This window comes from Ktedonospora formicarum (assembly GCF_016587355.1).
GTDB lineage: Bacteria > Chloroflexota > Ktedonobacteria > Ktedonobacterales > Ktedonobacteraceae > Ktedonobacter > Ktedonobacter formicarum.
Genome location: NZ_BNJF01000001.1, coordinates 1,096,734 through 1,108,695, shown reverse-complemented (window position 1 = coordinate 1,108,695; position 11,962 = coordinate 1,096,734). Strand labels below are relative to the sequence as shown.

Annotated in this window: 9 protein-coding genes; 7 read left to right on the top strand and 2 right to left on the bottom strand. The window is 50.6% G+C overall.

The genetic code is table 11. The features are described from left to right. Positions 1-276: 276 nt before the first annotated feature. A complete protein-coding gene (locus tag K3T82_RS04805) occupies positions 277-1,659 on the top strand; it encodes an NfeD family protein (protein ID WP_220192345.1) in 1,383 nt (460 codons plus the stop codon). Between the two features lie 80 nt (positions 1,660-1,739). Then, entirely contained in the window at positions 1,740-2,642 is a 903-nt protein-coding gene (locus K3T82_RS04800) for a slipin family protein (protein WP_220192344.1), read from the top strand. A gap of 178 nt (positions 2,643-2,820) precedes the next feature. Here the strand turns inward: K3T82_RS04800 and K3T82_RS04795 are convergent, their stop codons facing one another. After that, positions 2,821-3,489 carry an orotate phosphoribosyltransferase gene (locus tag K3T82_RS04795; RefSeq protein WP_220192343.1) on the bottom strand — a complete coding sequence of 223 codons (669 nt, stop codon included), beginning with the start codon at positions 3,487-3,489 and terminating at the stop codon, positions 2,821-2,823. A gap of 730 nt (positions 3,490-4,219) precedes the next feature. On the opposite strand from K3T82_RS04795, the gene abc-f reads away from it, so the two are divergent. Together abc-f and K3T82_RS04785 are read left to right on the top strand one after the other, a co-directional pair. Beyond that, positions 4,220-5,941, top strand: a complete 1,722-nt coding sequence (gene abc-f, locus K3T82_RS04790) for a ribosomal protection-like ABC-F family protein (RefSeq protein ID WP_220192342.1) — start codon at positions 4,220-4,222, stop codon at positions 5,939-5,941. Between the two features lie 71 nt (positions 5,942-6,012). After that, positions 6,013-6,183: an ABC transporter C-terminal domain-containing protein gene (locus K3T82_RS04785; protein WP_220192341.1), complete on the top strand. Its 171-nt coding sequence runs from the start codon at positions 6,013-6,015 to the stop codon at positions 6,181-6,183. Positions 6,184-6,287: 104 nt separating this feature from the next. Here the strand turns inward: K3T82_RS04785 and K3T82_RS04780 are convergent, their stop codons facing one another. Next, positions 6,288-7,895 carry a tetratricopeptide repeat protein gene (locus K3T82_RS04780; protein WP_220192340.1) on the bottom strand — a complete coding sequence of 536 codons (1,608 nt, stop codon included), beginning with the start codon at positions 7,893-7,895 and terminating at the stop codon, positions 6,288-6,290. A gap of 356 nt (positions 7,896-8,251) precedes the next feature. Here K3T82_RS04780 and coaE point away from each other — a divergent pair, with 356 nt between their 5' ends. The 3 genes from coaE to K3T82_RS04765 all read left to right on the top strand — a co-directional run bounded on the left by coaE (position 8,252) and on the right by K3T82_RS04765 (position 11,920). Further along, a complete protein-coding gene (gene coaE / locus K3T82_RS04775; protein WP_220192339.1) occupies positions 8,252-8,857 on the top strand; it encodes a dephospho-CoA kinase in 606 nt (201 codons plus the stop codon). A gap of 435 nt (positions 8,858-9,292) precedes the next feature. Next, positions 9,293-10,615 carry a branched-chain amino acid ABC transporter substrate-binding protein gene (locus K3T82_RS04770; protein ID WP_220192338.1) on the top strand — a complete coding sequence of 441 codons (1,323 nt, stop codon included), beginning with the start codon at positions 9,293-9,295 and terminating at the stop codon, positions 10,613-10,615. A 291-nt stretch (positions 10,616-10,906) separates the two neighbouring features. After that, positions 10,907-11,920: a branched-chain amino acid ABC transporter permease gene (locus K3T82_RS04765; protein WP_220192337.1), complete on the top strand. Its 1,014-nt coding sequence runs from the start codon at positions 10,907-10,909 to the stop codon at positions 11,918-11,920. Positions 11,921-11,962: the final 42 nt, after the last annotated feature.

Genomic DNA, 11,962 nt, shown 5'->3' with positions numbered 1-11,962 from the left:
TGCCATCTGGTAAAGATTTGGTTGGAGTGGTGAAGATTTCGTTGGAATGTTTTGCTGAAATTGATGTAATTCAGCTTGTATGGCTCATCTATGTTGTAATAAAAATCTAATATGTCAGTTGGCTGGTAGTAGGGCAGTTAAGGAAATATAACATCCTACTGTTAATTATGCTGTCTTGTATGCTCGTTATGGTAGAAAGAAAGTGCTATGATAGGTATGTCTATTTGATTATTGTCGTGGCAGTGCGTCTGTACCAACTATTGGGGGACCACTTTTATGAGCGGCTTTTACCAGCGGATTCGTGTGGGTTTCATCATTGTTTTTGGTCTAATGTGTCTTCTGGGGATAACCTCGACGAGCGTACAAGGTAAAGAATTTGAAAGCGCGCATGTTGACCGAGTAATACTCAATAGCGAAATCAATTCCGCCTCTTTGCGCTTGCTCACACGTGGATTGGAGCGTGCGTCAAGCGATGGTGCACACATGCTTATTGTGGAGATTGATTCCCCTGGTGGTGATCTGGATTCCATGAAAAGTATGACGCAAAAGATTCTGGCAAGCTCTATTCCTGTGGTGGCATATGTGACCCCAGGAGGAGGAAGGGCTGCGTCCGCAGCCGCATTTATTACTCTTTCCGCGCATGTAGCTGCTATGTCTCCAACTACCCGTATCGGTGCGGCCAGTCCTGTGACGAGTACGGGTAGCGATATTGGGAGCACCCTCAAGGCCAAGATTACCAATGATCTTGTGGCTTCTATGACAAGTATTCAGCAGCGATATGGACGCAATATTCCTCTGGCGACCCGGATGGTAACACAAGCCAGTTCCTATGATGATGCTACGGCTATTCGTGAGCATGTTGTAGACCTCGGTGCGCCAAATCTGGGTGTCTTGCTTCAGCAACTGAATGGACGCCAGATAAGAATGTATTCAGGGCAAACTGTGACGCTGAGTACTGCCGGTGTTACGGTGCAGGATGTAAGCGAAACGCCAGTTGGTGTGCTTTATACGTTCTTGCTTAACCCCACTGTTATCTTTCTGCTCTTCATAGTGGCTATGGTAGGTCTTTACCTGGAAATCTCGCATCCGGGGGCCATCGCACCTGGCGTTACAGGTTCCATTGCGTTACTCCTGTTCCTGTTTGGAGCGGGATCTCTCTCGCCAAATTGGGCTGGTTTGGCCTTAATGGGCCTGTCTTTCGTCTTACTTGTGTTGGATGTTCGCTTATCAACGCATGGAGTTCTAACCCTTGGCGCGGCTCTCTCGCTCGTAGTAGGCTCGTTGATCTTCTTTGACAGCGGAAGCTCTGGACCTTATAGTGGAGCGCAACTCAATCCATGGTTTATCTATGGCGCGGGCGCTGTCGTTGTACTTCTTGGGCTGACCATCGTTGTTTTTGCGGCGCGCGTGCGGCGTATGAAGGCGCGGAGTGGGGTGGAGGGCATGGTTGGGGCGCATGTGGTCGCGCTTACCCCTTTAACGCCAGAAGGCCGGGTACGTTATCAGGGCGAGAATTGGGCCGCTACCCTGGACTCGTCAGATCAAATAGTTGATAGTGGCGTCAACCTGGAGATTGTCGCGGTTGAGCGTCTACTCCTGCATGTTCGTCCGGTTGTTACATATATGCGGGATGATGACAAAATTGCGCCACCCGATTAAACGCCATATGGTGTAGCTGATTGTGCACAAAGATATGTCGCTGGACGCGAAAGCGCCCTGGCGTGTATAGGAGGTTCTTAATGGAGGCCCTTTATGGATTCGGCGCGTTCGTATTGTTCGTCGTGCTGATTGTGTTCATCATCTTACTCTTCTCTAGCATTCGTATTGTGCAGGAGTACGAGCGTGGTGTTGTCTTTACCCTTGGCAAATTGGTCGGTGCGCGAGGACCAGGCGTAATTTTTATTGCGCCTATCATCTCGCGTATGATCAAGGTCGATTTGCGTATTGTGACTCTTAATGTACCAGCGCAAGAAGTCATTACGCGCGATAACATTACCATTAAGGTTACGGCGGTTGTCTACTTCTACGTAGTCAATCCTGAGGCGGCGGTTGTGCGCGTACTCAACTTTATCCAGGCGACGACTCAGATTGGGCAAACGACCCTGCGTAATGTTCTGGGTCAGTCTGACCTTGATGATCTGCTGGCACATCGTAACAAGATCAACCAGGAACTACAGTCCATCATCGATGAGCATACTGAGGGTTGGGGTGTAAAAGTTACAGCGGTAGAGATCAAGGATATTGAGTTGCCTTCGTCGATGCAGCGCGCGATGGCGAAGCAGGCTGAGGCGGAGCGCGAGAAGCGCGCCAAGATCATCCATGCAAGTGGTGAGCTCCAGGCTTCGGCCCAACTGGCCCAGGCTGCCGAAGTCATCGGTTCTCAGCCCAGTGCTTTGCAGTTGCGCTATCTACAAACGCTGACAGAGATCGCTGTCGAGAAGAACTCAACGATCATCTTCCCGCTGCCAATGGATCTGATTGAGCCGCTTCTACAAACAGTGCGACCTGATCGTGCGAATGGACAAAAGAACGTTGACGTTCCACGCTATACGCCGTCCGCGCCAGCCGCGCCGCGACCCGCTCCGGCTCCAGCGCCGCGACCCGTGCCACCGCAGCAGCCAGGAAGGCCACCCCAGGAATAACGCCAGTCATGGTGAGCTAAGAGACAGGGATATGTCTGGCCTGTACTTTCGCAGCGACAAGTATATTCAACCTGGATTCTTAGCGCTCTTGCCAGACATATTGCGATAGAAAGGGAATGGAGGCACCATTTGCAAATGGTGCCTCCATTCCCTTTAGTGCTGCTTTATTCTGGGAAATTTATCCGAGTGGCGATGTATCGTTTTCGATTTGTTTGCTACGTAAGTATTCAGCGCAGGTGCGGTAGGTATCGTCAGAAATAAGACCCTTTGACATATAATGATTGAGCATCACATCCAGTTTAAGGATGCTCATCAGATTATAGCCACGGCGGCGTAGCCGTTCCGCAGCCCCATGCTCGCGGTCGATGAGAACGATCACATCTTTGACGGTTAGACCATTCTCTTCAAGTAGCGAAGCAGTTTCCAGGATACTGCTGCCTTGAGTGACGAGATCGTCAATAATGAGAGATGTATCCCCCTTGGTGAAGCGTCCTTCGATACCACGTTTGCCAGTTCCTTCGGGACGAATTCGGGCATAGATAAGGGGGGTGTTGTTCTCAAGAGAATATGCGGTTGCCAGGAGAAGGCCACCAACTGGAACGCCAGCGACCACATTAAATGGGTGGACGCGCGAACGGCGTAGCGATTGTGCCAGTTGGATCTCTTGCTGCATCAGTTTGCTGGCAACACGAAGGGCGGTTGGATGACTGATTAAGACCTTGGGGTTAATGAAGACTGGCGAACTTACCGCCGATTCACTCACGGTAAAGTTCCCGAATTGAACGCCCCCCAGGTCGAAGAGAATTTGTGCCAACCAGAGATTATCTAGGGACTGCTCTTTTGCCACCTTAGCACTGCGGCGCGTATATCCTCCTTACAGAGAGAGGACGCACCGCCTCCTTTCTTTGCTCTAAACACCCTGATGCATGTGAACACAAGCGAACACGTGAAAGTTTGTTCCCTTGGGAAATATGCTCTAGCGGCGTGCCTGCTTGCATCAGTTTGGCATCCTCCGGGGGCAGGACCCCGCTGCTGCGAAGAAGCTCTTGAGCTTTTCGCGAGCGTGTCATGGCGTTTAACTGCTTGTCGTCATGAATCTGCTGTTTTCTTGGTAGAGAGGATACGCTAATTCAGTATATCATAGTTCCTGAGATAGTCGCTAGAGAGCCCTCAAAATATCCCGGAGCTACTAAAAGATTTTGTGCAAAGCTCTTTCGGTGTTTCATTATTTGCTGATCGTTTGTTCATAGACGAACTGTCTCTTTGTAAAGATCAGCCGATTATTTGGATTAACCACGCTACCTGTTCAAGAGCACCTGCTATAGCAGGTAATAGTGCCTAGATACAGAGTAGACGCTGACCTAAAGGGATTCAGAGAGCCTAGATGATCTTCGTTCGAGGAAAAAGTAGCGCAACAATGGTATAATATGCGCAAGATATGATTCTGTTCCGGTTTATGTACTTCTGAGTGATGTATTCCCTACCATACTCTCTCATCTATACCTCATGGCTTGTCGTGCCTATTCTCTGCGCCAGAGGTTTTGAGTAACATTATTGATCTTATAGGTGAAGCTTACATGGCAATTGTAAATATCATCCAACTAGGGAAGTCCTTTGGTGCTGAACGCATTTTCTCAAACATCAATTTTCAAATAGATCCCAATGATCGTATAGGGCTGGTGGGACCAAATGGGGCAGGCAAATCCACCTTAATGAACATTCTTGCCGGTCGGGAAACGCCCGACGAAGGGCAGGTAGCGGTTTCACGTAACATTCGTATTGGCTACCTGACCCAGGTTGCCGATTTCAAGCCTGATAATACGCTACGCGAAGAACTATTGACGGTTTTCTCTCATGTTCAGACATGGGAGCGCGAGTTGGGCGAACTGGCGACGCAGATGGCTGAAGTTCAGGAAGACCAGGAGCTCTATGAACGCCTTCTCGCACGTTATGCCGAATTGCAGTCTCGCCTGGAACATGCTGGTGGATATACCTATGAGAACCGCGTTGAGCAGGTACTCGATGGCCTTGGTTTTACGCGTGAGCAGCAAAATGGCCCTTTTAAACACCTAAGCGGTGGCCAGCAAACCCGTGCATCCCTGGGCAAACTCCTCTTACAAGAGCCTGATGTATTGCTTCTCGACGAGCCAACAAACCACCTGGACCTTGACGCGCTTGAATGGTTGGAAACCTATCTCTCTACTTGGAAGGGCGCGATTGTCATTGTGGCTCACGACCGTTATTTCCTGGATAAGATCGTGTCGCGAACCATCGAACTTGCTTTTGGGCGTATTGAGGAGTATCCGGGGAACTATACAAAGTATCTAGAGTTACGCGAGGAGCGGATTGAGCGTCGCTTGCGTGAATATGAGGCGCAGCAAGCGTACATTTCACATACTGAGGAGTTCATACGCCGCTATAAGGCTGGGCAACGCAGTAAAGAGGCGCGTGGGCGACAGAAGCTTCTGGACCGTATGGAACGCCTGGAGCGTCCCCAAAACTTTCAGTCCATGAGCTTTGAGCTCACTCCTGTTGCCGATAGTGGAACGACTGTCTTGTCTGCGCGTAAACTCCTGGTCGGCTATGGAGCCCGCTCACGTCGTGATGTAGGTGTCACGCAGGAGCCAAAGGTTCTGATGTCTGTGGCTGACATCGAGTTCTTGCGAGGAGATCGCATTGGGTTGATGGGTCCCAATGGCTCCGGGAAAACAACGCTGCTGCGTTCGATTATTGGCGAGCTCTCGCCTGTTAGTGGCCAGTTACAGCTTGGGCATAACGTTCGTGTTGGTTACTACTCACAGACGCACGCGGGTCTGAATTTTGAGCGTACCATCCTGGATGAGATACGTCAGGTAAGCGCATTAAGTGAAGAAGGGGCTCGAACCTTTCTGGGACGCTTCCTTTTCTCCAATGATGATGTTTTTAAGCCTATCGGCGCTTTGAGTGGTGGTGAGCGTAGCCGCGTCGCTCTCGCGAAGCTGACTTTGCAGGGCGCTAACTTCTTGATTTTGGACGAGCCAACAAACCACTTGGATCTGCAATCGCGCCAGTTTTTAGAAGAAATCTTGAACGAGTATGATGGAACTCTGCTCTTCGTCTCACATGATCGTTACTTCATTGATCGCCTGGCGACGAAAGTCTGGTCCATTGAGGATGGTGTCCTTATTCCATATTCGGGCAACTATACCGAATATCGCATGTATAAGCGCCCGCTTGTGCTCGACCTTCCCCTTCGCCGAATGCCCCTGCTGGCGAGAAAAAGCAGGAGACGCGAGCTGAAAAGCAGCCCCCAGTCGTAACAACAAAGCCCGCGCCCAGGAAAGGGAAAGGCAAAGTTAAGGTTCGCACGATAGAGGATGTAGAGAAGGATGTGGAGAAGGCTGAAGCAAGGATCAAAGATTTAGAGGAAGAGCTCTCGCTAGCGGCGCTTGAGGCCAATGCCGAGCGCCTGACAGAGCTAAATGAGGCCTATGAGCAGGCAAAGACGCGAGTTGAAGAACTGCTTATGGAGTGGGAACAGTTAGCGGACGTTGCCAGCTAGCAACTTCCTTGCTAATTGAGATCCCTAACAGGGATTATAGGAAATGAGCTGGTTTGCCGAGGCAAACCAGCTCATTTCCTATAATCCCTGTTAAAGTGAGAGCGTTAACGCCGCTTGGTGAGTCGCCTGATGAGCCCGCTGAAATAGCCAAAGAAGGCGATTAAGAAGAGCAGGACGCTGGTGAGCACTAGCCAGAAAGCCAGGAAAATAGTTGGCTCTACGATTGCTGGACGGCTTTGGAACACGCCAATAAGGCGTGTGCTCCCGAACTGATAAGCTCCACCAACGAGAGCCAGGGAGAGAACACACAGTAACAGCGTGAAAAACGCGCTCTTAAAGCCGTGTCGAAAGGCACCACGCGCGGCTTGCGTGCAGCATATTCCGAGTCCGATACTGGCAATGAGCAGACCCGCTATCGCCGGCACCGAGGGGAGAGCCACAAGCAGACCCATACCACCAATACTGATAATATAACCAACTATTTCGAGACTGAGATTTCCAAAAAAAGCCTTAATAGTGGGTTTCTCTGGTTGTTGTTTCGGTGTGAGAGGGGTGCTTGGGCTTCCTTTGATGCTCTGGGCTGTGGCTAAGCTTGCCATGATGTTCGTTTTGATCCCATAGGTCTCTGGATTGTTTGGGTTTAATTCAAGCGAGCGTTCAATGGCGACAAGCGCAGCCTGATACTGCCCACTATTATTAAGCAAGACAGCGCGCATACTCCAACCCAGGGCATGATTGGGATCACTCTGGAGAAGCTGATCGACGGTCGAAAAAGCTTCATCAGTTCGCCCTACCGTGCCAAGGACCTGGCATTTTAATGTGAGGGCTTCACTGTTGGCAGGATCTAACTGCAGAGCTTGCTCGATTAGTTGTAGTGCCTGGGGCTGATTGCTTTGTTGTAGCAACTGCTGGGCCTGGGCGAGCAGCTGCGAAATCTGCTGATTTTTTTGTTCTGTCTGATTTGGCTGTTGAGCCGCCTCAGGTGGAGGCGCAACCTGAGTTGCTGTCGCCTGTCCCATAAGACCTTGCTGGGCCGCATGGGTTGGAGAGGAGCCCTGGCGCATGCTGTTAGGTGCTGGAGCCGGGGGAGCCATTTCACCCGTAAATGTAAATGGGTTCTGAAATTGCCCCACAATATGCAGCTTATGCTGCTCATCCTTGCTTTGATTAAGAATGCTTTGCATTCGCTGAAAGGTAATCTTCCCGCTCTGTGGATCAGTCGCGGGACCGCACAGGGCTGCTATCATCCGGTGGGCAAACGTTCCTAGTCCCCGCTCTCCTGTTTCACCCGCGAACTCGTTGCCTCGACAGGAGAGCCCTAAAATGTGACTGGTCGTTCCCTGAAGGCTTCCTGAGAGGGTACGGCCTAGCAATGGCGCAAAGTCGTAATGTGATGTGCGACGCATGCTCCAAAGGCGTCCAGTCTGGAAGCAGTCGAAAATCAGAAGAACCTGAGAGGCGCGGCATTGAGGCAAGATCTGGCGCATAAGAGTTCCCAGGTGGAGTGCTGTTTGTGGATCTTTGTAATTGGTATTTGCAAGAGCAAGATAGCCGTCGCCGCTCCTCTCATCTACAAAAGCATGCCCCGCAAAGTAAATAAAGATTTGGTCATTAGGTGTCGCGACTTGTGTGCAGACTTGCGAAAGAAGTGACCTGAACAGTTCATGGGTAACACTTTGCCCCTGAATATGCTGTATATCGCCAGGGGCCACTGTCCTCCCTTAGTGTTGCCAAGCCACTGGGCAAGCGCGCGGGCATCATTTTCAGCATATTTCAATGCTCGAAAAGTGGGGTCCTGATAGTTATTAATGCCCACGATTAATCCCAATCGCCTACTCATCTCAACTCCTTGATATCCTGTGTTCGGTTTGTTCTGGCTATTTGGTTATTGTACGATACTTGTTGAGGGGGAGGCAGGAAACCGGTATGCACAGGTACTTTTGGGATGTCTGGGCTTCACGCCGCTCTTCTGGCTCAAGCGTGCATACCAACCCTCATATTCGTTCTATTAACAAGCGGCTAATTATTGTTGCATATGCCATCTTAGCATGACTGAAAGGGGATGCCAATGCCGTATGTCCTGGGTTTGACAGGCAACATTGCCTGTGGAAAGACCTCTGTTGGAAAGCTCCTACTAGAGCTTGGTGCGGAGGCATACATCGATGCCGATGCCGTTGTGCATCGGCTGTATGAGAAGGACCAGCCCATTGCACGCCAGATCGCGGATACGTTTGGATCGCGAGTGCTTCGACCAGATGGTGAGGTAGATCGCCAGATTTTGGGAGCCATTGTCTTTCGTGACCCCGAAGCGATGAAACGTCTGGAAAGTATTGTTCATCCAGCTGTGACTCTAGCGATCCAGGCCGAGTTGAAACGCGTGAGCACAGAAGGGATTGCTGTGCTTGACGCTGTGAAGCTATTGGAAGGAGGATCTGGAGCATTTTGTCATGTCAAATGGCTAGTGGTGTGCCAGCCTGAGCAGCAAATACAGCGCCTTATGCAGAGAAACGCAATGAGCGAGGAAGAAGCCTGGGAGCGTATCCGGGCGCAACCGCCTGTAGAGCCAAAAAGAACCCTGGTCGATGAAGTGATTGAGAATGGTGGAACACGTGAGGAGACACGCCGTCAGGTGGTAGAAGCCTTTGAGCGAGCTTTGCTGAAATTCCATAATTGATTTTTCCTTGCTGATTAATGCTAAGTTTCATATGGACTCGCTCTAACTGGGGGATTTTGGGGACAAAAAGCTATGGCTTCGAAGGTGTGAGACGTGTATAGTATAATACACGATGCCTCGTTACTCAGCGATGAGGAAGGGAAAGAGATTTCTCAATCGGCAAAAGTAAAACGTAAATTACTGTCAGGTTTTACGTATTGATGGAGTCTTTATTAGTGAGAGGGGAAAGCTGAGAGGAAAAACTCTGCAGTCCTGGTGAGATTTACAGTCCGGATAGCGTACTTATCTTCAAAGAGGGCATCAATGTTCTTCCGGCGCTTACGGCTTACCCCAAATTCAGCGATGCGGAACGTTTTTTTGTTGATCCCTACTTCCTTGGTTTTTCATATGTGGCATTTTGGAAAATGCTCTATTTCTAAGGAGGCTAACTTGCATATGCAACGACGTTGGTCACGTATTTGTGCTCTGGCATTGGGCACTGTGCTGCTCCTGTCCATTCTGGCTGCCTGCGGTCCTGGCACGTCTACCACTGGCAACAATGGTGGTGCTGGCTCCACGACCATTAAAGTCGCGACCGATTTTCCTGTATCTGGCCAGGATACCGCAAACGGCAAGCCCGCGCAGAATGGTGCGGAGCTGGCTGTTAAAGAAGCTAATGACCAGAACTTTATCCCAGGCTACAAATTCCAGTTTGTACCAAAAGATGATGTTGGTGCCCAGGGTGTTTATGATCCTGATACCGGTAAGAAAAATGTTACTGAGCTGATCGGCGACGCGCTGGTCGCGGGTATTGTGGGTCCTTTCAATAGCTCTGTTGCTCAGGCCGAAATGCCTGTTGCGAACCAGGCTCCTATCGTCCTTATCAGTCCTTCCAACACCAACCAGTGTCTGACACGTGAAGGTGCCGACATTGGCTGCTCTGGTGCGCAGGACAAGGTTCCGACGCTGCGCCCCACTGGCAAGACCACCTATTTCCGTATCGCGACTACTGATGACCATCAGGGTAGCGTGATCGCTGACTTTCTGTACCAGAAGAAGAATTACAAGAAAGCCTATGTCGTTGACGACACAACCGTCTACGGTGCGGGCCTAGCTGACATCTTCGTCAAGGAATGGAAGAACCTGGGTGGTACAATCGTGGGTAACCGCGAGAGTAAGCAGAAGAGCAACGATTACGGCGGCACCCTTGCTAACATCAAGGCTGCACACCCCGATGTTGTCTTCTTCGGTGGTACCGATAGCCAGGGTGGCACGCAGTTCCGCCAGCAGCTGCAGAACGACGCGGGTACCTCAAGCCTGCCATTCGCTGGTGGTGATGGCATCCAGAACACCTCCTTCGCGAAAACCATTGGCGCCAAGGGGGCTCCCACTTACGCAACCGTTGCTAAGGTGAACGAGACCATCCTGCCTGCCGCTAAGACCTTCATCGATAGTTATAACAAAACCTATGGTGAAGATCAGTACGGTGCGTATAGCGCGGGTGGCTATGACTGCATGAAAATCGTTCTTGCGGCTATCAAGCGCGCTATCGGTGACGGTGCGAAGACTCCTAAGGACTCCAACGATGCCGACGGTGGAAAAACCTTCCGCCAGGCTGTCATCGATGCGATGATGAAGACTGACTATAGCGGTGTTACCGGCCATCATACCTTTGATAGCAATGGCGATACCTCCAACAAGGTCATCTCCATCTATCAGATCGTTGAGGCCAACGGCAAGACTGACTATCAGTTCGTTGACCAGATCTCCGCAAAGTAGAGTCTATACGCTAGAGAACTTGAGGTGTCACAGACCCAATATCTGTGAACCATCGCATCTCGATTTTGCAGAACATATGGCAGGCTCCAATGTAGGTTAGCCTACCATCAATGACACAGGGGGGAGTCGGCGACAGGTTTGTGGATCTGGAGCGGCTTCCCCCTGTTGCGCTTCTCTACAGGTTGTTTTTCCTACTCCTTATTCGGAAACCTGAGTGCGGCAGCACTAGCCGCGACAGCGGCGTTGGTTTTCGCATAAGACCTCTAGATAGTAGATGGGAAAAAACGTGTTATGATACATTTCTTTCAAGTCCTGGTGATCGGGCTGGTGGCAGGTGCTATCTATGCTTTGATCGCACTAGGCTACACTATGGTCTATGGTATTATTGAGCTTATCAACTTCGCTCATGGCGACATCTTTATGATTGGCTCAATGCTTTCCATCGCCGCCCTTAGTCTGATGGGCGTGACAGGAAATTCGCATCCTACAGGTATCATTCTGGTCCTCATGTTGATAGGATCGTGTTTGTTCGCAATGGTAGGATGTGCATTGCTAGGTGTCCTGATTGAACGTGTGGCGTATAAACCGTTGCGTAATGCGCCAAAGCTTGCGCCTCTTATTTCCGCGATTGGCGTATCCTTAATCCTTGAGGACGCAGGCAAGCTCTGGAATGGTATCAACTATATTCGTTTCCCGCAGATCTTCCCACGCTTCGACTATTGTCTCTGGCCGATCTCGATTGATAGCGTGCTGCCGCCACATGTTACCTGTCTGGCGAAGCCCGCCGATTCTGTTATTGTGACAAGTAACAATTTGCTCGATATTATCGTTGCTGTGGTGCTCATGGTCGCTTTGACATGGTTGGTGGCACGAACGAAAATGGGGCGCGCGATGCGCGCGGTCGCACAAGATCGTGATGCTGCCGCGTTGATGGGTGTTAATGTTGACCGTGTTATCTCGTCAACATTCTTTATTGGAGCCGCTCTGGCTGGCGCAGCCGGATTCATCTATGGCCTCCAGTATGGTAGCACCATTTATTCAATTGGTTTCGATTATGGTCTGGTAGCCTTTATTGCGGCTGTTCTGGGTGGCATCGGCAACATTCGTGGTGCGGTGCTGGGTGGCCTCTTGATCGGCGTGCTAGAGCAGATGACTTCGTTTATTCCTGACTCGGATGTGTATGGCTTTGGTCTGCCTCATGGCGGTGGTGCCTGGACCCGAGCGGTCATCTTTGCCGTCCTGATCTTGATTCTGGTGTTCCGTCCTTCTGGCCTGCTGGGTCAGCAGACGCCTGAAAAGGTGTAGGAGGAGCCGAAATGTTATCGCTGTCTTCCTATCAAATTCACG

Coding starts and splice junctions, on each gene's coding strand:
- K3T82_RS04770 (WP_220192338.1), top strand. CDS start 9,293: ATGCAACGACGTTGGTCACGTATTTGTGCTCTGGCATTGGGCACTGTG.
- K3T82_RS04765 (WP_220192337.1), top strand. CDS start 10,907: ATGATACATTTCTTTCAAGTCCTGGTGATCGGGCTGGTGGCAGGTGCT.
- K3T82_RS04805 (WP_220192345.1), top strand. CDS start 277: ATGAGCGGCTTTTACCAGCGGATTCGTGTGGGTTTCATCATTGTTTTT.
- coaE (WP_220192339.1), top strand. CDS start 8,252: ATGCCGTATGTCCTGGGTTTGACAGGCAACATTGCCTGTGGAAAGACC.
- abc-f (WP_220192342.1), top strand. CDS start 4,220: ATGGCAATTGTAAATATCATCCAACTAGGGAAGTCCTTTGGTGCTGAA.
- K3T82_RS04800 (WP_220192344.1), top strand. CDS start 1,740: ATGGAGGCCCTTTATGGATTCGGCGCGTTCGTATTGTTCGTCGTGCTG.